Origin of the sequence: Enterovibrio baiacu, from assembly GCF_004120195.1 — a bacterium.
Taxonomy (GTDB): domain Bacteria; phylum Pseudomonadota; class Gammaproteobacteria; order Enterobacterales; family Vibrionaceae; genus Enterovibrio; species Enterovibrio baiacui.
In genome coordinates, this window is record NZ_SCHN01000009.1 from 257,824 (window position 1) to 282,712 (window position 24,889).

Below are 24,889 nucleotides of genomic sequence, written 5' to 3' on the forward strand. Positions count from 1 at the left end.
GACAGGGAGTCTGCAAGGTATGATCAAGCACGTTTCTATTCGTTCATACACGCGCCAAGCTCATGGCCATGCACACAGCTACCATCAGTTGGTGTTGCCGTTGCATGGCTCTATCGACATTCGTGTTGGTGAGTATGCGGGGTTGGTCAGTGCTGGCGATTGTGTGATTGTTCGCGCTGAACATCACCACGAGTTCAAAGCAGATGAAGCTGCGCGTTTTATTGTGGTAGATCTCGATACTCTGCCAACCAACCTCGAAAATGCTGAACGTGCCAAGTTCGCCATTAGCCCTACCTTGTTCGCCTTCCTTCAATTCCTTGAAAAGCAACTCGCGTTCGAAGTGAGCGCGACATTGGAAAGCCATTGTTTTGTGCTGCTTGAGCAGTTGTTATCTACTCAGCAATGCGCATTGAAAATGGATCATCGCATCGAGCGTGCCATCGCACTGATCCAACAAGATCTCAGCCAATCTCGCTGAATCCTGCATCTTCAGGTTGTTTGGGTATAATGATAATCCGTAATAACATCGTGAGGTAACAACGAGCATGCGTAAAACAGACAAGAAAATGGACAATGAACTGCGTATCGCGCTCACGAACGTGTGTGAAGCGGCGCTAACAGACATAGACGGGTTTCAATGGCTCACGCATACCGTTAACTATTCATTTTTCCCACAGAGCTTAAAAATCACCTGTGTGTTTGATACCAATGCGCAACTGGCGGCCTTTTCTGAGAGCAATGAGCAGAACAAGCTCGTGTCGTTGATTCAATCGACACTGAACAATCTCGGGATTCCGGTTAAAAACATGGCTCGTCATGTCTTTTTCGACTCGGAAGAAAGCTGCACGAACGTCCATGATGGAAACTGGGCGAAGCGTTTGGCGTAACGTCTGCCATTAATCACGTCACCGACCCCCTTGTGTTGCGCATGCATTGCGTTTAGACCCTATTTCTATCTTTTCAGCCAAACAGAGCGTCTTTCCTGCACAATCACTCTTGTAATTCGCTGTTACGCTTTTCCTATCGATTCGGCCACTAATGGCAAACAAGGAAAAGGGTTAACAGCATGGCTTCAGTAATGGGTATCAGCGCAACCATTCTTTGGTGTGTTCTGGCGCTATTGGGCACGATGATGTCGAGTATTCCGGCGTTTCAGCTTCTTGCGTTGTGTTTTTCTCTCTCTGCATGTTTGATGGTGGCGAAACGCGTTGTGATGAAACAACCCCTGTTGACCTTGCCCACTCTCACTGTGCGCCAGTGGCTTTTCGGCATAGCAGGGCTGTTCGGCTTCCATTTCTGTTACTTCATGGCGATCAAGTTTGCCCCCGCCATTGAAGTCAGCTTGATTGTGTATTTATGGCCCTTGTTATTAACCGTGTTTGTCGCGTCGAGAAATCAGCTGGTTCAAGCGCTATTGGGCGGGACGCTGGGCTTTGTAGGCATCGCGTTTATCATTGTCGGAGACGGTGAGTTAGTGCTGAACGGCAGTTATATGAAGGGCTATGCCTTGTCGATGTGTTGTGCGCTTATTTGGTCTTCTTTCTCATGGTATTTATCGACGTCCAACAATCACGTTGATGACATTGGTTGGCTGTCTGCGGCGGTTGCTCTGCTCTCATTCGCGGCGCACTTCTCGTTAGAGCAAGGTCATTGGGATTTCTCATGGCTTGAAGTGCTGGGTGTGGTTTTGTTGGGCTTGGGGCCGGTTGGTGGCGCATTTTACTTGTGGGACGTGGGAATGAAGCGAGGCAATCGACAATTGTTGGCCTCTCTGAGCTTTAGCACGCCGCTGTTATCGTCGTTTGCATTGTCTCTCGCAGGGCTGGTGGATTGGTCTATGAATTTGGTGGTGGCGGTGGTCTTAGTGACGCTGGGCGCGATGGTGTCGAACTACAAAAGCAAAACGGAGCGCACAGATGTGCTGGAAGAGCTGAGCCAGTGACAGTGTGCTGAGAGACGAGAGACGAGAGACGAGAGACGAGAGACGAGAGACGAGAGACGAGCTTAGGCTCGCCTCTTTTGTGTTAGGCGATCACGGCGGAAGGGTCTTCAACCATTGGCCGAGTTGTGCCCGGATGAAACTGGGAGGACAAGAGATCACTGCCTGTAAGGCTGCACAGAAGAATACCGTTAAGTATGGTGCAACCCTTTTCGGATTTATCGCCATTCACGTCCCAAACTCGGTTTTGTCCTGCAGCTTGCCATCCACCCGTGTCGCCAACAAAGTTGGAAAGCAAAACAGGGAAGTGGTGCGTTCGAGCAATATCTGCAAGCAATTGGCCGTCATTTTCGTAGCCATTGTGGGAAATGAGTGCCGAGACAAGGTAAATATCAGCACCATTCTCTCGCGCATCTTTTGCGTGTTGCGGTTCACTGAAATCTGCACAAATCGCGAGCGCAAGTTTGTTGCCTTTGACGGATAACATCACGTTGTCATGCCCTGGAGCACAAAAAGCGGTTTCCCCTTCGTGAAGGTACTGCTTTTTATAGAAACTCACTGTTCGCGAAGGCTGACAGATCGCGGCAGCGATATACGGCTTAGCTTGGGCGTCATCTGCGCTGCTTTCGTTTTTAAACGGCAGGCCGCAAATAATGGTCATGTTGTGATAGGTCGCTAGGCGAGATAAGGCCAACACACTCTCGTCGGTTGGCGTAAAAGCAAGCTCTGCAAGCAACTCGGGTTCGTAGCCAGTTAACGATAACTCTGGAAAGACAATCACATTGGCATGCTGCTCTGCTGCAAGCTCGATGAGTTCAATGTGCTGTTGTAGGTTCGCGCGGATGTTGCCTTTGGTTACGTTGAGTTGTGCCAACGCAATGCGTAAATTCTTCTTCATTCTTATGTCCTTCGATTCGCGCGATTAGCCGCGATAAACCACATGAAATCGCTCTAATACGAGCATGGTATCTTCGCGCATTTCAATGCCGAGCTCTGCGCATTCCTTGCTGAAAAATGCCCAATGGGCGTCTCGCCACCAAGCGTAGGTTTTGTCACCTTCTCCTTCTAAGGCGGCAAATTCCTCTGTCACTTGATTGAAAGGGCAAGATTCAACAGATTGGATTTCAACAATGCACTTAGGTTCTCCAGACCAATCGGTAACGACCTGAAGATGTCCAATTTGTGGGCGAGGTTCATTTTTGTGCGAATACCAGTGTTCTAAGCTGCACGATGCGCGTTTTTCTCCGCGTCGGATGAGGTCGGCGCAAAGGTTGGCGTTGAGAGCGTCTGCGCAAAAGTAATCAGAAGAAAAGGAAGTATGATTGGCGCGCTCTATGTCAGAAAGCGTCCTCAAATATTGGTTTAGAAAATGCTGACTTCTGTCGTCCATGGTGTGAAGTATTACTCGTGTTGGGAAAAAGAGGAGAATAAATAGCGTCTGTTATCCTACCGGAAGCGATATTTCGCGTCTGCGTAATAACTTCATTGTTGCCAAGCAAAATGTAAGATGATGTTAAATGTTGAGTAGTAAATGTAACAAAAGGAAGAGAGGTTGTTACCCGGTTTAGAAGGGGCTTTCGCGGTTTAATTCATTGCAGATTTCGACAATGGCAAGTGACAGACCCGAGGCAATCATTTGCTGCTGGCGTTTGAGTTGAAGCTGATAAAACATGACGTCAACATCATCATCTGGTTCTTGTATATCAAGTCGAACCATGCCCATTTTATTGACTAAGTGAAGGTTCTTGATGGCATTGAGAATGAAAGGGTCAGTGAAGCTGTACTCTTCCATGTCGTTGTTGAGCTCGTTTCTTAGCTTGATCACATCGTTGATGTCTTCAAACAATTCGCTAGGCAGCACGCCTAAGCCAAACAATAGCTTTAATCGAACGGAAAGATCACCTAACGGACCGGAGTCTTCGAGCAATGGCCCGACAACAGATTTCACGGCAAAATCGTCTTTACGAAAAATACGTTGTACTAACGCATCAATAGCCTCGCTGAAGACATCTACCGCCGTGATGAAAAAGCCACGAACAGACGGTGCTGCGTTGAGCCTTTCTAAAATATCTGCTTCGTCAATGGGTGCTGGCATCTTGTCCTTAAACATCATGTTTAGGTAGGGGAGCTTGCGCTCCCTCTCTGTTTTTTCATCCGCTTTGCGAATGCGTTTAAAGCTGGTGGTAGATTGACTCAATGCTCTCCGCCTCTTTGCCGTTTTCATCTAATCCGGAAAAGTGCGCAAGCGTTTTAACCACACCGTTTTTCTCTAGGAATGATTGAAGTTCAATGGCTTGCGGATCCGTATCGTTTGTATACTTGAGCGCAGCCGCAATGCCTTTCACTAGAGCCTCATTTGAGGTGTTGTACTCCATTGTACCGAGTAATGGTCTGATTAATCTATCGTTCTCGCCAAGTTTTCTGAGGGGTTCGCGGCCTACACGTGAGACATCATCAACCAAAAACGGGTTCGCAAAGCGTTCTAGAATTTTGTCGATGTATGCATAGTGGCGTTCTCTATCAAAGCCGTAGCGTTGAATGAGCACTTCGCCGCTTTCCATCATGGCTTGTGTTACGTCATTGCGGATCATCGGGTCGCTGATGGCTTCCCGAATGGTTCGGTGGCCCTTCAGGCAGCCAAGATACGCGGTAATGCAATGGCCCGTGTTCAAGGTAAAGAGCTTACGCTCCACAAATGCCATTAAGTTGCTGGTTTTCTCCATGCCAGCAATGTCTGGGACTTCCCCTTTGAATTGCTGGTCGTCGACTATCCACTCGCTGAAGCTTTCAACCGTGACCTCTAAAGGGTCGTCATTCGCTGCCTCCATCGGGGGAACGATGCGATCGACGGCCGAATCAACAAAGCCCACCAAGTTGTCGGCATATTGTTGATCTTTCTCATCAAGGTGTTTATATACCTCACCTTTCAGGTGTGTACTGCCGCGTACCATGTTTTCGCACGCGATGATGTTAAGCGGTGTCATGTTGCCAGTGGAAAAACGTTTCTTAAGGCCGCTAGCAATGGTCTGTGCGATTTTATCTAGCACATTTGGACCCACTGCGGTTGTGACTAAATCCGTTGTGGCGATTTGTTCGATGAGCTCTGGACTCATGGAGTTCACCGCTGTCACGTGATTGACCACGTCAATTTTACTTTCTTTACCGACAACACGGACATTGTATTGTTGATCATGGCTGAGTTGGTCAACCAAGGGGCCATTTACGTCTGCAAATGTCACTGCGACGTTGGAGTCAGCCAACAGTTTTCCGATAAAACCACGACCTATATTCCCTGCACCAAAATGTACGGCTTTTTTCATGTTCTGATCCTCGCCAAAGGAAGACGTTGTAAAAGAAACCTGCTCATACACAAGTTTTCTTTGTGTGTTCGATGATGGGGTGGTCAGCGAAAATCTCTGCGTGATACCGGATTAACGCTGACCAACACCTTATGCGGCTTGGCTCGAAGACAGTATCGCGAGCACTTCGCTGACATCTTGCGTGGAGGTGAGACGTTCAATGGCGTCGTCGTCATCCAGCGCATTGGTGATTGCTGTGATCACCTGAATGTGTTCATCGTTTTTGGCGGCGATGCCAATCACGAGTTTCGCAACATCATCTTCGTCATCTGTGAACTGCACGCCGGCAGGGTATTGGCAGATGACAATGCCTGTTTTCTTCACTTTGTCTTTTGCGGCGATGGTGCCGTGCGGGACGGCGATAGATTCGCCCAAGTAGGTAGAGACCATTTTTTCGCGTTCGAACATGGCATCAACGTACTCGGCTTCTACGTAACCCAGTGCTACCAGCTGTTCGCCAGCAAAACGGATTGCGTCTTCTTTCGTGGCAGCGCTCAAGCCAAGGTGCACGTTCTTCTTCTCAATTTGGAAGGCAGGTGCAGGGGTGGGCTGGAGCGTTTCATCATTGGCGGCAAGTAGCGGTTTTTTGACGTACTCAGCGTCATTTGCCGCCTTTGGGCCTTGAGCCGCCAGTAGCTGTGTCACTAACTGGTTGTAAACGTCGCTATCAAGGAAGTTTTGTAGCGAGATATGCATTGCATGTGCAGCGTGTGTTTTTGCGCGGTCCGTCAGGTCTTTGTGCGTAATAACGACATCGACATCTGCAGGTAGGTTGTTGATCGCAAGGTTGGTGACCTTGATATCCAAGCCTGCTGCTTCGACTTTCTTGCGCAGTAGGCTCGCACCCATTGCACTTGAGCCCATGCCGGCGTCACATGCCACAATGATGCTTTTCACAGCAGATAGGTTGACGGAGTCATTGGCACTTGCAGTGTTTTGCGCTTTCACACCTTTTGATTCTGCTTTCATGTCTTTGATGTCTGACGTCGCTTTCGTCAGTGCGTCTTCATCATCTTCATCCGTCTCTTTCTGTGCTTTTAGCAAGATAGACGCCACGAAAAATGACACAGCAGTAGATGAGGCAATGGAGAGTAATACACCAATCAGTGAGCCCTTTGGTGTCATAAGAAGAACGGCGAAGATAGAGCCTGGTGACGCAGGAGAAACAAGGCCCGCATCAAAAACGCTTAAAACAAATACGCCTGTCATGCCGCCGGCAATGGCCGCCAGAATCAAACGTGGGTTCATCAGTACGTAAGGGAAGTAGATTTCGTGAATACCACCAAAGAACTGGATGATAGACGCGCCACCTGCCGTTTGTTTTGCCAATCCACGGCCGAAGAACATGTACGCCAATAGGATACCCATACCAGGGCCTGGGTTCGCTTCGACGAGGAAGAAGATAGATTTTCCTGTTTCTGCTGCTTGCTGAATACCCAGCGGAGAGAAGATGCCGTGGTTAATTGCATTGTTGAGGAACAAGATTTTTGCAGGTTCAACAAGAATCGAGGTTAGCGGTAGAAGGTGGACTTCAACCAAAAAGTTTACGCCAGCCGCGAGTACATCAGAAAGTACCTTCACCAAAGGGCCAATCAAGTAAAAAGCGATGATCGCGCAGAGCATGCCGATGATGCCAGACGAGAAGTTGTTCACCAACATCTCGAAACCGCTTTTTACCTTGCCTTCAAATTTTGCATCGAACGTTTTGATTGCCCAGCCGCCCATTGGACCCACTATCATGGCGCCCATAAACATGGGAATGTCTGAACCGACGATGACACCCATCGTCGTGACGGCACCCACGACGGCACCGCGATCACCACCGACCAATTTACCCCCGGTATAACCAATGAGAAGGGGCAATAGATACGTGATCATTGGGCCTACAAGCGACGCTAGCGTTTCATTTGGAAGCCAGCCTGTTGGGATGAAAAGTGCAGTGATAATGCCCCATGCGATAAACGCACCGATATTGGGCATAACCATATTTGAGAGAAATCGACCAAAATTTTGTACTTTGATCTTCACATCTGGTGATATCATAAAAGTTACCCGTTTGAAGTTCCTGGTTGAAGTTTGTGTAACGGTTCGCCAAAACCGTTAAATTTGTTTGTATTCGAAATTCAAATTACCACACAAAATTCGTCAGTCACTGATAACGGGTTTTTTGTGATCAATTCCACAATTACTCCCTGCTCCTCGCGTTTAAAAGTGAGAGATGTCCCGCATTTATCATGTAGTTTTATTTCAAAATTACATTATTTATTTTGTCAATGCTTTTGGCTTTAATTAAAAGTGATGCAAGTCACATGTATCGACTGGTGTCATTTGATATTTATTGTGACGAATATCACCAATATGATTAATGCTATGGTTTATGGGGATATCAGTGTGACTTTAATCACTATGTGATGTGCTTATCCCTCGTGACGTGATTCACCCATTCTCCTTGTGAATGCATTGTGTAATTTTTATACACATCATTCACTTTTCGAGCGCGGGGATCCGTTGTTTTCTGAATGTCGACCCATCCCATCTACCATGCACTTACCCCGTCATCTTTAACCATAGCTGTCTCAAAACGTCATTGTTCAACTTCTTTTGGGGGAACGTGTGTTAAGAAATGCTTTTATTATCAACAGCGAAATAGTTTTTCAGATTAGTTTTGAGTCCTCTCGTGTATGGTCACAACGGTTGCGCGTTTGCTCTGCTATGCTGGCAGCACACGAAATGTTGGAGGCTCAGGATGAAAAAGATTAAGCACGAAGCCCAACTGCTGAAAAAAGCACTTCAGATTGGCGAGCAGTACGCAGAGAAAAGGGGTTTTGCACACTTTGATGATGGGACGTCTAACAAAGTAAAGATCGAGTGTATTTATCGTTTGTTGGTGGAAGACAAAGTGCTGACGCCGTTAGCGACAGATAAGGAAGATGGGCCGAACATGAAACATAAATTGGTGCTTTGGATTCAGAAACAACTTCCTGACAATCACCCACTATTGAGTGACTAAGTAACGGTAGGTAAGCTCTTATACCTAGGTAAATTTGAGCCGCGCCTATGCGTGAAGAATAAAATCCGTGCGGGACCACAAACGTCGAAGGAGAGAACGGTAGCGCTATTGAGGTCTCAACGATAAAGGATTCAAAGAATGAAAAAGACAGCGTTTATTTATGGCGTGATGGGACTGATTCCCTTTCTCGCATTTGGGGTATTGCTACCGGTTTGGCCGTTAGATTGGCAAGGAAAGCTCGCTTACACCTTCCTCACGTATAGCGCCATCATCTTGGCTTTTTTGTCAGGCTCGGTGTGGGGAATGACAATCAGCGATGCGAAGAACGCAGCGAAGGAAGAGAAATCGACGAAGGGGTTAACGGTCGGCATCGTGTTTTCGCTGGTGGCGGTTGGCGCACTCTTAATGCCTTACCCTATATCACTCTATTTACTCACGGCTTCTTTTGCGATTCTGTTTTTATTGGAAGTGGGTTTGATGTTTAAAGGCGTTTACCCGCTTTGGTACACCTTCTTACGCTTGGCGTTGACCTGCGTGGTCGTGGTTTGCCACGGTTTCCTTTGGTACTGGGTATATGATTTGGGTTCGGGTGTTTTACCGCAAATCATGTAATTGAGCCTGACATCTCGACACCGAACGCAGAAAACAAAAAAGCGCCGAAAGGCGCTTTTTTCATCGTAGGTGTTGCGATGTTAACAGGTCGATTTAGTCTTCCAAATCGTCTTGCCAAGGCATTTCAGGCAACATGTCTAAGTGCTGCTCGTAACGTTTAAGGTTGAATTCACCTTCACCCTTTGCAACGTCATAGATCTCAACCATTAGCGCACACGCGATGAATTCAATCGCTTCTTCTTGTGTGCTTCCCGTCATACGCAAGCGCATCAGGGTTTCTTTTACTTTCTTAGGGTTGTTATCTTCTAGTTGATTTTCAACGATTTCAATAAGGTTTTCGCTGGTTAGAATATCGTCATCATTCATGATTTATTGCCTTGCACTCACTTGATAAGTCTCATTGAGGCGTATGGTACGGGAAAAGCCGTTGAGATCCTAACAGCCTGATCGTTTCTATAAGGAAAAGGGAGATGAATAGGGGGTGTGCAGTCCGTTCGCGGTGCTGACGCCAGAAGGAAAGGTTGAAAAGGCGCAGTGAAATTACGCCCTGCGCCTTATGAGTGTTAGCTTTCTTTTTCCATGGCGACGGCATTGATGCAGTAACGCAAGCGCGTTGGTGGTGGCCCATCTGGAAATACGTGGCCTAGGTGCGCATCGCATACATTGCATGTGACTTCTACGCGTGTCATGCCCAATGTAATGTCCATGGTGTACGCCACTGCATTTTCTTCGAGCGGCGCTGTGAATGAAGGCCAACCTGTGCCTGAATCAAACTTCTCTTGTGCATCGAACAAGCGCGTGTCGCAACACACACATTTATAGACGCCCGGTGCAAAAAGCCCACACATGTCAGAGCTGAACGGCCTTTCTGTGCCATGTTTTCTCGTGACGTAAAACTGCTCAGGTGTCAGTTTAGCTTCCCATTCGGCTTCGCTCATCTCAACGCGGCGTGGTGCTGGAGGATTGCCATTCTTCGCAGTGGATAATACAGATTCCCAATTAAGCATGTCGTCACCTTCTTGGGTCAATAGACCCTCTATGTGGATGGATATGTCGAAGCGAGTGGCGGATCTTTGCTGAATCGTTATCAAAGAGAAGATTCAAGGGAAAGAGAGCCATTGCATTTGCTTCGACCGAGTAGTTGACCGCATTACTGGGTTATTTATTTCATGCGGGAAAACAGGGCCATAAAAGGTATGGATTCTTGATACGTTGTAAGTATGTTCTTTGTATCACTTATCTTTGGCGTTTTATGGCTGGGAGCCACCTTCCATTGGGTACTTTGCATTTTCGTGTACTACGGTTCTTTAATGCATCATTTTGTTTCTGCGTTTCATTGCCTCCGTATCATGTTGCCTTTCTCTCGTGGGAAGCGCTTGGCGGATGCCGTGCCTAACGCAATGTTGTTAGGCACACTGTCGGCTGTACTGTTGTTGGGTGGATGCAGCTCAGGCGCTTCGTCGTCAAAGACCGCCTCCGATTTGCTGAATCTCGATGACGATGATGTTTTGGTGTTGGGGAAGGTGTCGCGTATTCCGTCTTACCTGGCTGCGGACCTCAAGCTTGAAACACACACAAATGTACCGTCACGGTCAGACAAGGTGACCTTGTGGTTTAAAGACTACCAACGCGACCAGAATGCGATTGCGCGCGCCAAGGAAACCGTGAGCCTCACAACGTCGTGGGATAAGCCTTTTGAATTCGTCACCCACAAAAAAGCCCTCGTGTTAAGCCGAATTGAAGTGCATGCCGCTTCTCACGGTGAAACGCAGCCTCAGCATTTCACCTTACCGATGACGTATACCTACTTGGTTCGCGTGGATGATCAGGCGTTGTATGTTGGTAACCTTCGTCTTTATACCAATGAGTTCGATGAAGTGATTGCCGTTGAGCTGGTCGATGAATCTTCGGCTGCACGTCATCAAGTGGCGGGTCTAACTCATTCCTCTGTGCGTTTTCGTGTGTCGCTGTTCATGCCCCAATAGATACCGCGTTAATGGTTACAGCTCAAACGTGCTTTGCGTTGTCGCATAAAACGCATATTTTTCGTGGCGTTACCCTCAAAGCCTGACATGATTAAGATTAGGGTTTGACGGCAATGAGCGCAGAATATGGCGACGGATTTAGTGGTGTTTGATCTCGACGAGACGTTATTGAATGGTGACTCGATGACCTTATGGCATCAGTTTCTCGTGGATAAAGGGCTCGCAACGAAACCGGATTTTCTGGCGTTGGACACGCAATTTATGATGGCGTACGCCGATGGCAGTTTAGATCTCGATGCTTACCTCGCGTTTAGCCTATCCCCGCTAAAATACATGCTCGCTGAAGAAGTGAATGCGCTAGCGGAACGTTTCGCTCAAGACACCTTAATGCCGTTAATCTTTCCCGAGGCCATCGTTACGCTGGCGCAATACAGGGATGAAGGCGCGGCGCTGGCAATTGTTTCGGCTTCTCCAAGTTTTCTGGTAAAACCTGTGGCAAAGGCGTTAGGTGTTGAGACTGCCATGGGCATTGACTTGGCAGTAAGCAAAGGAAAATACAAGCCCAAGCCCGACGGAGTGCCTTCGTTTCGTGAAGGCAAAGTGTTGCGACTTACCCAATGGATTGGCGGCCTTGGCCATGACTTTGAACGCATCAGTTTCTACACCGATTCGATTAACGATCTCCCCATGTGCTTATTTGCCGATGATGTACACATCATCAATCCGTGCAGCAAGTTATTCAAAAAAGCGGGGGAGTACCAGTGGCCCGTGCATAAGTGGGGGGATGAGAAAAACTTTTCGCTGTAACCATAACCTAGAAGCGATTTTAGCTCGCACTCTTCTCCAGCGCGTGGTGACTACAGCGCACGGTTCTTTTCCGTATCATCTAGGCTTTCTAGGCCCTGCACGCGTCGATGGTTATCAGACGAGAAACGGCTGCTGCGCAGATCGGTGATCGCTTGCAAGCGTTCTGCATCGCTGTAGCTATTGTCATTGAGTAACGTTTCACGCGCTTGCAGGTAGGTTTGAACGGATGCGTGGAATGCGCGCTCTTCTTGTTCCAATACCTGAATACGGCTAGCCGCCTCTTCCCCAACAAGCGCAGTGAGACGGTAAGACTTTTCATCTTCGTTCAGCGAAGCAAGGCTGTTGATGTTCCCAAGCAATTCTGCGTTTTGATAGCTTTCCTTCATGTCGGGTGGAAGCGTGTTCAAGGTATCTTGCCAAAGGTCATGGAACGTTTGGTCATCGACCCCCAGTGCTTTCAATTCCGCTTTTTTGATGGTCATCTCACGTGCCAAATTCTCTTCATAAAAAAGCTTGGATTGCTCCTGTGTGCTGAAGGCGCTGGCTTGCAGTTGCTGCATCTTTTCATGAATGAACTTGAGGTACTCAATGCCTGAAAGGCCATCGGGCGATTGCACAGACGCAATGGATTCGCGGTAGGTGAGGTACTTTTCAAACAGCGTTGCTTGCTGTTCACCGTAGCTCACGGTACCTGCAAATTCGTTGTAAGCCTTTTGAACCTCGCCCAACTCTTTTTCACCTAACGTCGATAGAAAGTATTCGAAGGTGTCGCGATCAGACGAAATATCAATATCGGTCCCAATTTGGGATGGTGCGGGGGTATCTGTCGCTTTTTCTTCTTGAGCATTACCCGTTAAGTAAATCGCTGCTGTTACCAACAATATTCCAGCAAAAGCCATCCGCAATGAGCGAGAAGCAATGTACATGTGCGGTCCTCCGGCGTGAGTGAAAATTCCATCTGATAGAGGTATAGAGCGGGCAAGTCTCGAAAAAACTTCAACGCGTGATGATGTTTCATCCCATCACGCGTTATTGAAGCGACTTACAGCGTTATAGACCCTGCTGTTTGAGGCGATTCGCGTGTTGGCGATACACAGTCACAGGATCCGTATCAAACAGGTGGTGCAGGCCGAAAAAGCCGTTCACCTCATCAAGGTGGTTCATTCGATAGTTATCACGAATGACGCGGCCGAGGTGTGTGCTGCAACGACCGACAAGGCCATCGTTGGCTTCGCTAAAGAAAAGCCCGGTCGTGAACAGCACAGGATCGCTTAAATCCAGCACATTGGTCACCGTGCTTGTGCCGGACCACGAGTAGTAATACACGCCATTGGATGCGCGATATTGCCCTTCGCCGCAACGGGAAGTGGGAATGCCTTCAGGGTATTTCGCATTGAACGCGAGTGACCCTTTGGTAGACAGTGAATCTAACGATGCAAGTGGATCTTGTGGAAGGCTGCTACCGCCCGATAAGAAGCTGATCAAGCCGGACAGGGCATTGGCGGCTGCCACTGCGCCCGCTTCGCCAACCGAGCCGGGCTGAAAGGCTTTTCGAACCACGTCAGCAAACTCTGAGCCTTTGTTCACCCCACCTACACTGGTGACCGAAGCAACAAACTGTGGCGCGACAGATGCGACATAGCGCGCCGTAGGGCTGCCGTGACTATGGCCAATGAGGTTCACTTTATTTGCGCCCGTCACTGCGCGCACGTAACGGACTTGGCGTAGCAATTGCTCGCCACGTTGTTCTGAGCTGTTGGTGGCGGAAACTTGTGCGACAAAGACTTTTGCCCCGCTGCGCGTTAACGCTTGCGGTATGGCATGGAAGTAGTCGAAACCGGCGATGTTATCGAAGCCGAATAGACCGTGAACAAGCACGATAGGGTATTTGGTTTGAGTATAGCCTGTGTTAGCGCTTGGAACGGTAGAGCCTGCAAATACAGATAGTGACGTTGCTGCAAACAACAGTGATATTAAGATCCCTTTCACAGTTTTCATCCTCTGGTCAGTCCTCTGATGTCGATCAAAGCGTAGCGACACAAATGTAAGGTGAAGAGACTTAGAAGTGAGACAAACTCTAATTGTTAAAAATTCGTAACAATTATTGCTTGGAGTGAGATTTGGATCAAAAAAAGAGCGCAAGAGCGCTCTTTTAAATACGGTATGACGTGTTAATTACGCGGTACCGATACCAAATTTGATTTCGTTGTTCGCGTCATCAACCACTTCATCCAAGTAGTTTTCCACTTGCTGTTCAACCATACGGTCTGGTTCTTCGAAGTAAGCGATATGGAAAATCGCATCACCTTCGTTCACCAATGGCAGGGTTTGCTGACCAATGATAATGCCGCCTTGCGGGGCATAGGTCTGGATCTCTTCGCTACCGATAGGGCTGCTGATAGACGCCAGAGATTGGCCTTTGCTGACACGCTGTCCAAGGGACACGTGAGAGCGCAAAATACCGTCTGCTTCTGCACGTACCCAGCGGGTTGCGCGTGCAATAACAGGTTCAACGGTTGACGTTTTACGGTTGTTTTTACGGATCATGCCCAAGTGGCGCATAACACGTTTAACACCTTTAACGCCTGCTGTGATCGCGTAAGGTTCGAAGCGTAGCGCTTCACCTGCTTCGTATGTAATGACAGGAATACCGATGTTTTCTGCTTCCGAACGCAATGATCCGTCACGAAGTGCAGCATCGATAACCACTGGCGTACCAAACGCCAACGCCATTTCATTGGTTGCTTCGTTCGCCAAGTTAGCGCGAATTTGAGGCAGGTTAGTGCGGTAAATCGCTGCAGTGTGCAGGTCGATAATATGGGTACAACGACGAACAATTTGTTCGAAGATTTGGTACGCCATACGACCCGCAATGGACCCGCGCTCAGAGCCCGGGAAACAGCGATTTAGATCGCGACGGTCTGGCAGGTAACGTGACTTATGGATAAAGCCAAATACGTTAACCACAGGGATCGCGATAATGGTTCCTTTCAGTGTGGCAGGGTTGATGCGTTCAAGTACTTGACGCACCACTTCCACACCGTTGAGTTCATCACCATGAATGGCCGCGTTGATCATCAACACTGGGCCAGGTTTCTTACCATGAAGTACTTCCGCTGTTACTGACAGCGGCGAGTGTGTGTAAAGCTTAGCGACTTCAAACTCAACGCTTGCGCGCTGACCTGGCGGGATAGTTACCCCGCCAATTTCAAAGGCATTATTCTTAGTTGCTTTTGACACGTGTCCTTGTCCTCGGAGATGAGACTATTTTCTCTATATGGTCAATGATGAGGCCTGCGACGTCTTTACCCGTTGCGGTCTCAATCCCTTCAAGACCTGGCGACGAATTCACTTCCATCACCAATGGTCCGCGCTCTGAGCGCAGTAAGTCTACGCCTGCAACGTGAAGTCCCATGGCCTTCGCTGCTGCAACCGCAGTTTTACGTTCTTCAGGCGTGATGCGAATCAATGAGGCGCTACCACCACGGTGCAAGTTCGAACGGAACTCGCCCGGCAATGCTTGACGCTTCATGGCGGCAATCACTTTGTCGCCGATAACGAAACAGCGAATATCGGCGCCGCCCGCTTCTTTGATGTATTCCTGCACCATGATGTTCGCTTTCAAACCCATAAAGGCTTCGATCACGCTTTCTGCTGCCTTGCGTGTTTCAGCAAGAACAACACCGATACCTTGTGTGCCTTCAAGCAGCTTGATGACAACAGGGGTACCGCCAACCATGCTTAGCAGGTCTTTAATATCGCCCGGTTTGCTCGCAAAACCTGTGACCGGCATACCAATGTTTTTACGTGAAAGCAGTTGCAATGAGCGCAACTTGTCACGTGAACGTGAAATTGCGACGGAGTCGTTCACTGTGTAGACACCCATCATTTCGAACTGGCGCAAAACGGCGCAGCCGTAAAACGTCACAGACGCGCCAATACGTGGGATGACAGCATCAAAACCGACCAAGTCTTCACCTTTCAAGTGAATCGAAGGTTGGGTCGAGTTGATGTTCATGTAGCAACGTAGTGCGTCGATGATTTTGTATTCGTGGCCTCGTTTCTCACACGCTTCAATCAGGCGACGTGTAGAGTAGAGATTTTCACTGCGCGATAAAATTCCAATTTTCATAACTTAACCTTGTGGCGCCTGAAGAATAAAAGATGCTTCTGGTTGGACGATTAGACGACCTTCCATCGCGATGCGACCTAACAACATACGAAACTTCATGTTGTCACGAGCGGTCAGTGTCATCTCAATTGGGTATTGCAGATCGCCAATAACCAATTGCGTTTCGATGACATAACGGTACGTCTCGTGACCACCAGAATCGCGCACTGTGCGCATATCAAATACTTTCGCGTGACACTCTTGTTCGGTATGCACGTCGTCTTGGATTGGATGAACCATGAATTTCACCCATTTCTCGCCATCTTTTTCGTATTCTTCGATGCCGAAAGTGTGCAGACAAGATGTTCTCGCGCCTGTGTCTACTTTTGCTTTGATTGCTTGGATGTTTAATCCTGGTAAGCCGACCCATTCACGCCAGCCGACGACAGTTCGTGCGTTTGCTTGAATAATATTTGAATCTTCGCCATCAGCTGTGCGAGATGTGTTGTTGTCAGTCATTACTGCAATGCCCCAGATAGTATATTTCGAACGGATGGAGTGAGCGCATCAGTCTTTGACACTTACTCAAGTAAACGATAGCTGCTCAGCGGCGTATGCCTGCTCACATTTATAAGAACCGATTGAATAATCAACACTATCGTTTACGTTCTCCGCGGCGACCTTATCTGTTCCAAATTCTCAGCACCGCATGAAAGAGCGCGAAAGTTACAGCTTTGCGCCAGTCGCTACAAGTCAATCTTTTGGTCGTGACAATAAAAAAATTTAATCGTACGTCAGGTTGATTTTTGAGATCTACATCAATGTTTTACAGGCCGCGAATTTACTGGATTCAAGCGCTTAAAGTATGGATTAGAAAGGAAGAATTCTCATTGCTGACAACGTGAGAATGATGGGATTATTTTTCAATTTTTTTCGTTTGAAGCGGGGGAACAGCCCGATGTACTGCCACGATGAAGGCGAGTGTTTGAACTGGGGATCCAAGATGGGATGTTGGCTGTCTATCGCACCAAGGTTCTCGATTGCTTAGTATGCTTGTTCGGCTGCCATTCGCACAGTACATCAAACATGCCTTCATCGCTTTCGATTGTTTTGGTGTCGCATTCAATAAAGCCTTGTTTCTGCCAAAACTCCCTTGCTTGTTGATTAATTTCAACGGTATACAGCATCAAACCCTTTAGCGCCGTTTCTTTCGCGAGCTCGACGAGACAGCTTCCGATGCCTTGCCGTTGTGCATCTGGCGCAACGTAAAGTTGGGTAATGGATTCACCATCGGTCGCTATCATGCCGAGCACACGTCCAGATTGTTTTTCTTTGGCGAGGTAAATGTCATTGCATGCGGCAAGTACGCGATTGAGGTAATAACGGTGCGACTCGAGGCTCTGCGTTTCCGCTGTGCCTAGTGCGAACTCTTTGCTCTCGCGCCACATACGAAGCGTCTCTTCGGTGTAGCGCGGGTGGTAATCGACAATATCGATGTGATTATTCATCGCGAATGATGTTGATGCATGGTGGTGTGTGTCCGTTATGTCAGCGTTTCGTTTTAGACAGCAGGGCTGAATAATTGCAGTGCGCGTGAATAAAAGACGCTATTTGGGTCTTCCACATAATCACCAAACGGTGAGCAGGTATCAAAGCCGAAACGTTGGTATAGCTTTCTTGCGGCCTCGAACTCGGGTTCAGCACCTGTTTCTAAGCTAAGGCGCGAATATTTCCGGCGGCGTGCTTCTTGAAGGATGTATGCGAGCAAGTTTGCAGCCACGCCACGACGTAGGAAGTTTTCGGAGGTTCGCATTGATTTGATTTCACCATGGCCTGGGCCAATTTGTTTTAGCGCACCACAGCCCGCAATCTCGCCATCAATCCATACACTCCAAACCGTGACATTTGGATGTTGAAGGGCGGTAATGTCTAATGCGTGAACACTTTCAGGCGGGCTAATTTCATACATGTTTGCGAGGTGTTGATGGAGAAGATCTTGGATTTCCTTTCCTGATAAATCATCGACGCGTATTTCCATTGATCTTTTCTCCCATCGTTATTGACTCTTTGCAATTTGCCCTGTGTTTAGGCGCTGTTCAAGTTTCCAAATCCAAAGAGTTTGAGGTGTTATATGCAACTTGATTGGCATGTGTGTCTGTGTATTGCGTTAATATCGAGATGATGTGCGAGCACTCAAAGATTGGGCAGGATAAACGCGTAATTTATGAAGTGACGAAATGTGGACCGCGTATCGTTGAAACTAAGAGCTCACTCACGAAAGACAATGTGACGTTCGCGAATTTGTCTTAATTAAATGATAGGTGAGTGTTTATTTAGACAAAACGCGCAGTGCAAAGTGTGGAGATTGCGGTACGACGCTCCACATAAAAAAGCCCACAGGAGGCAGATTGAGAAGCGAACAAAAAGCAGAGAGAGAAACCACAATGCTTCTCTCTCTATATATATGTATCTGTTAGCGAACGAACGTCGTTTTAGGCAAGCGTTGCTTTTTGCGCTGCTTTCTTTGTCAGCTTTTGCTTGCTTCGTCCCATCAAAAGCAGGCTCAATAACACCAGCCCAATGCCCACCCACTGAAGTGGACCCAAGGTTTCACCCACCAAGACTATCCCTAAGGTAACTGCCGCGACGGGGTTTAGCATACTGATCATCGCCATGGCGTCAGGGCCGATACGTTTAATTGAACGCGAAAATGCCCAATAGGCAAACGCACTGTTCAAAACGCTGACCCAAACAATGCCGGGTAAAGCATCAAGCGTGATGGTTTTCGGCGCGCCTTCCACCAAAAACGCAATGGGCGCGAGCATGAGCCCGCCCAAGGTTAATTGCCATGCCGTGAGCCTGAAAATATCAGTCACTGGCCAATTTTTTAGCCACAATGTCGCACGTGCAACCAGCGCTGTTGCGACCAATGCTGCAGCCGCACCGACAGGGTCAATGTCGGCGGTGGGGTTCAAAATCAGAACGACGCCTGACAGCCCCAATATTGCGAGTAACAGCATTTTGAGCTCCGGCTTCTTACCTTCCACCAACCATTGCATGAACATCAATTGAAGAGGAAGTGTTGCACCGAGCGTGCCTGCAACGGAACCCGGCAAGCGATAAGCGGCAATAAAGAGAAGTGGGAAGAAGGCCACGATATTAAAGGTGGTGAGGAGCGTGAGCCTGCCAAATGGCAGCGGTGGTTTGCCCGGTTTTAGCAGCATCAGGAGTAAACCGGCAGGTAGCGCACGCCAAACTGCTACCCAGAATGGCGACATATCGTGGAGAAACAGACTTACAGCTGCATAAGTGCTACCCCAAAGGATGGGAACGGTGGCGGCGAGTAAGTAGTTAATCACGGTGTTTCCTCTATAAAGTCAACCAAAAGGGAGTAATCACCTTTTTAAAAAGTATCTTTCCTGAAAGGTAAATTATTCGCTTTGTCTCTTTAGATCAAGTATCTTTTTGGAAAGATAAAATATGGAGGTGTTATGAAGCAGGATCATGTCGATACCATCCTTGCTCAGTGGCAGGTTCAACGGCCTGATTTAGATTGCTCACCGATGGGCGTGATTGGACGAATGGACAGAGCAAATCACTTGATGAAACTGGGTTTGGAAGACGTGTTCAAACAGTTTGGTCTCATGAGCAGCGAATTCGATATTTTGGCAACGTTGCGTCGTGCAGGCGAACCCGTGACACCGACGGAAATGTATCAAATCTTGATGTTTTCGTCGGGTGCGATGAGTACGCGTGTTGATGGGTTAGTGAAACGCGGCCTTGTGGTGCGTCAAGCCAGTGAAACCGACAGAAGAAGTTGTTTGGTGACGCTAACGGACGAAGGGCGAACCTTGATTGATACTGTGGTCGCTGTGCACGTAGAAAATGAACATAAAATGTTGAATGCATTGACGGAAAAAGAGCAAGCAACCTTGGCATCTTTATTGCGGAAATGGCTGGCCGCGAACGAGTAAGCTGGTCTTTTCTATCATGCCTTTTTCACTCCTAACGGAAACAGAAATCACGCTCGCGGCGTTTTGCATTTGGTTAAACTCATCCTAATGATGATGTTAGATAGCCATTCAAAGGGGAAGAGCGATGCAAATGATGCCCATTAGCGACATTGTAAAACTCGATCTTCATTGGGTGCGTGGAGAAGATGCTCGCTATGCTGCCATCATGAAAAGCCTAAAACGAGGCGAGGCCATCAATGAAGCCATCAAGTTGATTCAATGTGCCTGCGGGAAAACCTATATTCTCCAAGATGGCGGTCATCGCATTACTGCGGCGCACAAACTCTTCCAGCAAACCGGCAAAGATACCTTGATCCCCGTTGATATTTTCCAATCAGACATTCCCTAACGCCTCCTTATTCCTTAAAAGCCTGCTTTCTAATGATACGGCTCTCGCTGTCTCATTATTGTGACTATATTGTTTAGATAGAACAAAACGATGACGCAGCGTTGTGCGTAACGCTGGGAAGCATTGAGGAAATGATGATAAGACTGATTTATGCCAGTTCTGCCACGATTGCTTTCAATGAAAACAATCTCATGCAGTTGTTGGGCGTGTGCAGGGCAAACAACGAAAAATTGGATGTCAGTGGGCTGTTGCTTTACTCAAAGGAAAATTTCTTTCAAATCTTAGAAGGTGAAGAAGACGTTGTAGAAAAGCTTTATGCCGACATTGCGTTGGATACCCGACACAATGGCGCGATTGTGATCGATCGTAGTGAGATCGAACAGCGTTCTTTCCCGAATTGGTCGATGGGCTTTAAAAACCTAGAGACGTTCGATAAGCGAAAACTGCGTGGTTACACCAATTTGTTTGATCGCAAACTGTCGAAAGAGGAGTTTGGAAACCTAGGACAAGACATCATCTATTTGATTGAGATGTTTAAAGAGATGTAACCCTCGAGATAAGTACGTTTCAGACTGTCTCCCTAGCGTCCTCATAATGTTTCTTTATTCGGCGTAAAGCCCTTCGTTGAACATGTGAAAATGCCTTCTGGTTTACCTAACGCTATTTTTGATGCCTCTTAACGCTTTGGCGTCTTTCACCTTGAATACCAAGATGAAATGGCATTCAAATTACTTCCTTTAAATTCAACTGTTAATAAGAAACGTTTTGCGTATCTTATTTTTGATGCAATACGCCCTGCGATGTCAGCGTTATAGTTGAGCACAATACACACGCACATTCTGAGTGGCTTTTTTGCTATCCAGTATGTGAATATAAAGCGTTAACATATTAATAAATATAAAAATAACAACAGAGTCGGTGGCTTGAACAGGATGTTCGTTGTTGAGTTGCTTAGGGGTGATTCAATCCGACAGAGGGAGCCGTTCATGCTTTATGTAGATGGGCTGATAACCGCGTTACCGGCCATGAACAAAGAAACCTACCGACGATTGTTGCAAGACGTCGTCCCACTTATTCGTGCTTATGGCGCAATCAATATTGTGCAATGCAGCGATCAAGAATCCTCTTCCTATTTAGGTCTCATCGAGTATCACAATGCCAGTAAGGTAGTGGTGTTTTCGTGGATTGTTTGGCCTTCAAAGGAGATGCGGGATAGAGGCATGCAAAGCATGCTCGCAGATCCACGTTTTGAAGCGGTCTTGAACCCTGTCTTACTTGGTGGGGAGCGTATTGAGCTGGATCCCGAGCTATCGCTGAATTGCCACTGACGCTTCAACGTCCATCGTGTGCCTTGAGCACATCAGACCGCTGACCCACTTCGCGCTTTTTTGCGCACATCGCCTTTGCGTGTTGCATTCCTTTACGCTGCATTTTTGTTCATGTTAAAAACAAAGACATCACTTCAGAACCGACAGGGACGTGGGCATGAGCAAATCGATCATCTCGAAAGACGAGATTGAAAAGATGCAAGGCACAACCAAAACACATTTCTTAAATTCAAATGCTGTTCGCACCAATAAATCCCTTGGGGATCTTGTGGGGCTTACCGGGTTTGGGTTTCACATCGTCGAGATTGAACCTGGCTATGAATCGACGGAATACCACGTGCATTACTTTGAAGATGAGTGTGTTTACGTGCTCAAAGGCAATGCAGAGGTCACCATCGGCGAAGACACGTTCAATGTTGGGTCGGGCGATTTTATCGGCTATCCCGCCAATGGGTTGCCACACACCATGATAAATACGGGCACAGAGACGTTGCGCTGCATTGTTGTTGGGCAGCGGCTCGCACACGATGAGGCTGATTATCCTCGCCTAAACAAGCGGATATTTCGCAACCAAGACCGACCGTGGCAAGTGGTCGACATTGAACACATTGATTTACCCGGCGGAAACATAGGGAAGAAATGATGCTAAAAGATAACGTCAAACGCATCGCATTGGTGACAGGTGCCAGTCGCGGCATTGGGGCTGCAACCGCCATTCGCTTAGGGGCGGAAGGGTATACCGTCTGTGTGAATTATGTTTCTAACGTGGAAGCGGCAGAATCCGTGGTGCGTAGCATTGTTGATGCGGGTGGTGATGCGTTCTGTGTTCAGGCTGATGTGTCAAAAGAAGCGGAGGTGTTCGCGCTTTTTGCAGCAATTGACCGCATGGCGTTTCCGCTGGCAGCACTTGTGAACAATGCGGGTGTGTTGTTTACCCAAAGTAAGCTGGTAGATATTACCGCAGATCGCATCGAAAAGGTGCTTGCAGCGAATGTAACGGGTAGCCTGCTATGTGCACGTGAAGCGGTGAAACGCATGTCTACTGAATTTAACGGGCAGGGTGGGGTTATTGTTAATGTTTCCTCGGCAGCATCACGAACGGGTTCGCCTAACGAATACATCGATTATGCGGCGAGCAAAGGGGCGGTTGATGCTTTCACCCTTGGTTTGTCAAAAGAAGTCGCGGCTGAAGGTATTCGTGTTAACGGTGTGCGCCCTGGCCTGATTTATACCGACATTCATGCTGATGGCGGCGAGCCAAATCGTGTCGATCGTTTAGCGTCTCGTATTCCGATGCAGCGCGGTGGCACCAGCGAAGAAGTGGCGGCGTCTATCTGTTTTCTGCTCTCCGATGACGCGTCGTTTATCACAGGGTCGATCATTGATGTGACAGGCGGTTTATGAGTTTCCTATTTCATACTCGCGCGCTTTCGGCTTGGTGAATAATTGCCCAATGGTCTGATATTACTGATCTTTATCATCCGTAGATCTTCAACGTACTCTAAACAATATTCCATATCTATGGGATAATATGCATTCCTATGAGGATGTGCGCTGACGGTGAACGCGTTTCTTAAAGACCTAACATTTTCGGGCTTTATTTGAAGGGTTGTCGCCAAGGGCACTGCATTTTAGATTGTTTGGATACCGTCATGAAATTCTTAGCAAGTTGGGCTGTCGTGTTGCTCACCATGTGCAATGTCTCTTTGGTGTTTGCTGGGCAGCATGCAGAACAAAACAATCGCCCTAATTATGAAAGGCATTGGTCGACTGAAAGTGAGCCTGTTTGCCGCGCTAACCTTATGACTTCTTTGTTTAGTCAACAAGTGACCTACAGCGATAGAGAAAGCTCGCCAGAAATAAAGAAAAGGGCAGAAGAGAGTATTGATGCGGCGCGATTGGCTTATGAAGAAAGCGGAAGTTACTGCAATGCTGGATTGGCATTGAGACGTTTTTTAGAAGCGCCAACCCATGCCGATCTCTCCGCCACTCCCTCAGAGCAAACGCAATAGAAAAAGACGTGGTACGCAGGAAAGGCAAAACGAGAAAAATACAGCGCTGGTGACTTACCCTAAAGGGTGCCAGCGCTGAGTCATAAGCGGAAACTGTGTTCGGCGAAAACGCTGTGCGTTAGCCTTCTTGCTCGGTTTTCGTTTGCAGTTCGAGTAACAAATCGTCTTCTGCAATCTCAACGGACTTTTGATTCAAAATGCGTTCGCAGAACAATGTCATGAAGTCTTCTCGAATCAACTGTTCAAGCTCAGTTGCCCGCTCGGTTGGACAGAAGAGTCGAACATGCACTTGTTGGTCCCCCAAACTGGTTGTTGTCACGTGAATGTGCGGGTCTGCACCAGGAAGATCGACACCCGCATGGCGCTCAATCACATGGTTGTAGCGAGTGGCAACTTCATAGAAATCCTCACAGTGATCATCAATACGTGCCAGCAAACTCGGTATTAACGGGAAGAGGTTGGCCGTTTCTTTAATCGTGATACTGAATTCGTGGTACACATAACGCTTCATGAAGTTCAGGTTTTTCACCGGTGTGGTGAAGAACAGGCTGTTCGGGAAGGTGACGGTTTTCCCGGTGTAGTTGTACGTACCGTGGTGAAGATCAATCTCTTGGATTTTCGTCGCCATCAAGTTGTGCTCAATGACCTCACCACACTGAGAGCCAACCTCAATCCATTCCCCTATCTGAAATGATCGCGAACTGGCGCGTTGAATTGAGCCAGTGAAACAGAGAATGATTTCTTTTGATGCCACAACCACAGCAACCGCGATTGCTGTTAAAGAGAGGGCAAACTCGTTGATTTCTGAACGCCACAAAAGAAACATTACAACCAGTAAGATGGTGAAAGTGCCGTTTTTAGTTCGCGAGATCCACTTGCGCTGGTCTTCGCTGAGGAAGTTTGTTTCACCCCAAATGAAACGGATCAAAATGCGCCGGATTATCCAAATCACGGTAATGACTAAGAGCGTGAAAAGAAACTTATGCTCGGTAAAGAAGGCGATGGCTTGTCCTAGGTATTCCAAAACTCATTCCCAATGTTGAAGACGTTACAATAAGTATACCCAAACAACCTTGAGGTGCTTATTCAGTAAAACTCGCCTTTTGGGAGCCGCTGAATCCCGCATCTTGAGGTTATTTGGGTATATAGCGTCTCACAGTAAAGGGTATGGTTGGCCTGATCAAGGCTAGCTTGATCCTGTTTTAAACTTGGGGTTTAAAACCTTTACCTATATCAATATATACACTTCACAATATTTCCCCCGACAATGGTTAGCATTGCCGAATGCGCGGGCTTTTCCTCTTCAGTGATCCCATCGATATCTGCCAGTACATCCTTTCTTTCTTCGTCAATGTCGCGTCGTT

Annotated in this window: 30 protein-coding genes; 14 read left to right on the forward strand and 16 right to left on the reverse strand. The window is 47.7% G+C overall.

Annotated elements, in window-relative coordinates; genetic code table 11:
- Nucleotides 1-19 precede the first annotated feature (19 nt).
- The 3 genes from EQP46_RS10695 (at nt 20) to EQP46_RS10705 (ending at nt 1,942) form a co-directional block, all read left to right on the forward strand.
- Nucleotides 20-478: a cupin domain-containing protein gene (locus tag EQP46_RS10695; RefSeq protein WP_129493629.1), complete on the forward strand. Its 459-nt coding sequence runs from the start codon at nt 20-22 to the stop codon at nt 476-478.
- A 67-nt stretch (nt 479-545) separates the two neighbouring features.
- Nucleotides 546-887: a Fis family transcriptional regulator gene (locus tag EQP46_RS10700; RefSeq protein WP_129493630.1), complete on the forward strand. Its 342-nt coding sequence runs from the start codon at nt 546-548 to the stop codon at nt 885-887.
- A 179-nt stretch (nt 888-1,066) separates the two neighbouring features.
- Entirely contained in the window at nt 1,067-1,942 is an 876-nt protein-coding gene (locus EQP46_RS10705) for a drug/metabolite transporter permease (RefSeq protein WP_167482761.1), read from the forward strand.
- Between the two features lie 82 nt (nt 1,943-2,024).
- On the opposite strand, the gene EQP46_RS10710 is transcribed toward EQP46_RS10705, so the two are convergent.
- From EQP46_RS10710 to EQP46_RS10730, 5 genes are all read right to left on the reverse strand, one after another.
- Nucleotides 2,025-2,837 carry a carbon-nitrogen hydrolase family protein gene (locus EQP46_RS10710; protein WP_129493631.1) on the reverse strand — a complete coding sequence of 271 codons (813 nt, stop codon included), beginning with the start codon at nt 2,835-2,837 and terminating at the stop codon, nt 2,025-2,027.
- Between the two features lie 24 nt (nt 2,838-2,861).
- Complete coding sequence (locus EQP46_RS10715; protein WP_129493632.1) at nt 2,862-3,329, reverse strand: ASCH domain-containing protein; 468 nt, start codon at nt 3,327-3,329, stop codon at nt 2,862-2,864.
- Between the two features lie 174 nt (nt 3,330-3,503).
- Nucleotides 3,504-4,034: an MltR family transcriptional regulator gene (locus EQP46_RS10720; RefSeq protein ID WP_026025168.1), complete on the reverse strand. Its 531-nt coding sequence runs from the start codon at nt 4,032-4,034 to the stop codon at nt 3,504-3,506.
- Between the two features lie 76 nt (nt 4,035-4,110).
- On the reverse strand, nt 4,111-5,259 hold the full coding sequence (locus EQP46_RS10725; RefSeq protein ID WP_129493633.1) for a mannitol-1-phosphate 5-dehydrogenase: 1,149 nt from the start codon (nt 5,257-5,259) through the stop codon (nt 4,111-4,113).
- A 129-nt stretch (nt 5,260-5,388) separates the two neighbouring features.
- Entirely contained in the window at nt 5,389-7,341 is a 1,953-nt protein-coding gene (locus EQP46_RS10730) for a PTS mannitol transporter subunit IICBA (RefSeq protein ID WP_129493634.1), read from the reverse strand.
- A 703-nt stretch (nt 7,342-8,044) separates the two neighbouring features.
- Here EQP46_RS10730 and EQP46_RS10735 point away from each other — a divergent pair.
- On the forward strand, nt 8,045-8,308 hold the full coding sequence (locus EQP46_RS10735; protein WP_129493635.1) for a DUF5062 family protein: 264 nt from the start codon (nt 8,045-8,047) through the stop codon (nt 8,306-8,308).
- 138 nt (nt 8,309-8,446) lie between these two features.
- Nucleotides 8,447-8,920 (forward strand): DUF3429 domain-containing protein, encoded by a 474-nt coding sequence (locus tag EQP46_RS10740; protein ID WP_129493636.1) that lies wholly within the window; start codon nt 8,447-8,449, stop codon nt 8,918-8,920.
- Nucleotides 8,921-9,013: 93 nt separating this feature from the next.
- Here the strand turns inward: EQP46_RS10740 and EQP46_RS10745 are convergent, their stop codons facing one another.
- Nucleotides 9,014-9,286 carry a hypothetical protein gene (locus tag EQP46_RS10745; protein WP_129493637.1) on the reverse strand — a complete coding sequence of 91 codons (273 nt, stop codon included), beginning with the start codon at nt 9,284-9,286 and terminating at the stop codon, nt 9,014-9,016.
- 197 nt (nt 9,287-9,483) lie between these two features.
- On the reverse strand, nt 9,484-9,927 hold the full coding sequence (msrB, locus tag EQP46_RS10750) for a peptide-methionine (R)-S-oxide reductase MsrB (protein WP_129493638.1): 444 nt from the start codon (nt 9,925-9,927) through the stop codon (nt 9,484-9,486).
- A gap of 303 nt (nt 9,928-10,230) precedes the next feature.
- On the opposite strand from msrB, the gene EQP46_RS10755 reads away from it, so the two are divergent.
- Both EQP46_RS10755 and EQP46_RS10760 read left to right on the forward strand, forming a co-directional pair.
- Nucleotides 10,231-10,905: a hypothetical protein gene (locus tag EQP46_RS10755; protein ID WP_240671703.1), complete on the forward strand. Its 675-nt coding sequence runs from the start codon at nt 10,231-10,233 to the stop codon at nt 10,903-10,905.
- Between the two features lie 126 nt (nt 10,906-11,031).
- Nucleotides 11,032-11,712: an HAD family hydrolase gene (locus EQP46_RS10760; RefSeq protein WP_129493639.1), complete on the forward strand. Its 681-nt coding sequence runs from the start codon at nt 11,032-11,034 to the stop codon at nt 11,710-11,712.
- A 50-nt stretch (nt 11,713-11,762) separates the two neighbouring features.
- Here the strand turns inward: EQP46_RS10760 and EQP46_RS10765 are convergent, their stop codons facing one another.
- From EQP46_RS10765 to EQP46_RS10800, 8 genes are all read right to left on the reverse strand, one after another.
- Nucleotides 11,763-12,638, reverse strand: coding sequence for a lipase secretion chaperone (locus EQP46_RS10765; RefSeq protein WP_129493640.1), 876 nt, complete (start codon nt 12,636-12,638; stop codon nt 11,763-11,765).
- 124 nt (nt 12,639-12,762) lie between these two features.
- On the reverse strand, nt 12,763-13,710 hold the full coding sequence (locus EQP46_RS10770) for a lipase family alpha/beta hydrolase (RefSeq protein ID WP_129493641.1): 948 nt from the start codon (nt 13,708-13,710) through the stop codon (nt 12,763-12,765).
- A gap of 177 nt (nt 13,711-13,887) precedes the next feature.
- Nucleotides 13,888-14,952 (reverse strand): succinylglutamate desuccinylase/aspartoacylase family protein, encoded by a 1,065-nt coding sequence (locus EQP46_RS10775; RefSeq protein WP_129493642.1) that lies wholly within the window; start codon nt 14,950-14,952, stop codon nt 13,888-13,890.
- Nucleotides 14,936-15,844 carry a 30S ribosomal protein S6--L-glutamate ligase gene (gene rimK / locus EQP46_RS10780; protein ID WP_017012382.1) on the reverse strand — a complete coding sequence of 303 codons (909 nt, stop codon included), beginning with the start codon at nt 15,842-15,844 and terminating at the stop codon, nt 14,936-14,938. The genes EQP46_RS10775 and rimK overlap by 17 nt, the downstream gene beginning before the upstream one ends.
- Nucleotides 15,845-15,847: 3 nt before the next feature.
- Nucleotides 15,848-16,342: an ATP-dependent zinc protease family protein gene (locus EQP46_RS10785; RefSeq protein WP_129493643.1), complete on the reverse strand. Its 495-nt coding sequence runs from the start codon at nt 16,340-16,342 to the stop codon at nt 15,848-15,850.
- 500 nt (nt 16,343-16,842) lie between these two features.
- On the reverse strand, nt 16,843-17,331 hold the full coding sequence (locus EQP46_RS10790; protein ID WP_129493644.1) for a GNAT family N-acetyltransferase: 489 nt from the start codon (nt 17,329-17,331) through the stop codon (nt 16,843-16,845).
- Nucleotides 17,332-17,384: 53 nt separating this feature from the next.
- Nucleotides 17,385-17,861 carry a GNAT family N-acetyltransferase gene (locus tag EQP46_RS10795; protein WP_129493645.1) on the reverse strand — a complete coding sequence of 159 codons (477 nt, stop codon included), beginning with the start codon at nt 17,859-17,861 and terminating at the stop codon, nt 17,385-17,387.
- 454 nt (nt 17,862-18,315) lie between these two features.
- On the reverse strand, nt 18,316-19,182 hold the full coding sequence (locus EQP46_RS10800) for a DMT family transporter (RefSeq protein ID WP_129493646.1): 867 nt from the start codon (nt 19,180-19,182) through the stop codon (nt 18,316-18,318).
- Nucleotides 19,183-19,314: 132 nt separating this feature from the next.
- On the opposite strand from EQP46_RS10800, the gene EQP46_RS10805 reads away from it, so the two are divergent.
- The 7 genes from EQP46_RS10805 (at nt 19,315) to EQP46_RS10835 (ending at nt 23,525) form a co-directional block, all read left to right on the forward strand.
- A complete protein-coding gene (locus EQP46_RS10805) occupies nt 19,315-19,797 on the forward strand; it encodes a MarR family winged helix-turn-helix transcriptional regulator (protein WP_129493647.1) in 483 nt (160 codons plus the stop codon).
- Between the two features lie 130 nt (nt 19,798-19,927).
- Nucleotides 19,928-20,185: a hypothetical protein gene (locus tag EQP46_RS10810; RefSeq protein ID WP_240671704.1), complete on the forward strand. Its 258-nt coding sequence runs from the start codon at nt 19,928-19,930 to the stop codon at nt 20,183-20,185.
- 131 nt (nt 20,186-20,316) lie between these two features.
- Nucleotides 20,317-20,733 carry a BLUF domain-containing protein gene (locus EQP46_RS10815; protein WP_240671705.1) on the forward strand — a complete coding sequence of 139 codons (417 nt, stop codon included), beginning with the start codon at nt 20,317-20,319 and terminating at the stop codon, nt 20,731-20,733.
- 438 nt (nt 20,734-21,171) lie between these two features.
- Nucleotides 21,172-21,513 (forward strand): DUF1428 domain-containing protein, encoded by a 342-nt coding sequence (locus EQP46_RS10820; protein WP_129493649.1) that lies wholly within the window; start codon nt 21,172-21,174, stop codon nt 21,511-21,513.
- 157 nt (nt 21,514-21,670) lie between these two features.
- Nucleotides 21,671-22,156, forward strand: coding sequence for a cupin domain-containing protein (locus EQP46_RS10825; protein WP_129493650.1), 486 nt, complete (start codon nt 21,671-21,673; stop codon nt 22,154-22,156).
- Entirely contained in the window at nt 22,153-22,917 is a 765-nt protein-coding gene (locus EQP46_RS10830; protein ID WP_129493651.1) for an SDR family oxidoreductase, read from the forward strand. Before EQP46_RS10825 ends, EQP46_RS10830 begins: the two co-directional genes overlap by 4 nt.
- Before the next feature lie 248 nt (nt 22,918-23,165).
- Complete coding sequence (locus EQP46_RS10835) at nt 23,166-23,525, forward strand: hypothetical protein (protein WP_129493652.1); 360 nt, start codon at nt 23,166-23,168, stop codon at nt 23,523-23,525.
- 118 nt (nt 23,526-23,643) lie between these two features.
- On the opposite strand, the gene EQP46_RS10840 is transcribed toward EQP46_RS10835, so the two are convergent.
- Complete coding sequence (locus tag EQP46_RS10840) at nt 23,644-24,549, reverse strand: mechanosensitive ion channel family protein (protein WP_129493653.1); 906 nt, start codon at nt 24,547-24,549, stop codon at nt 23,644-23,646.
- Nucleotides 24,550-24,889 lie beyond the last annotated feature (340 nt).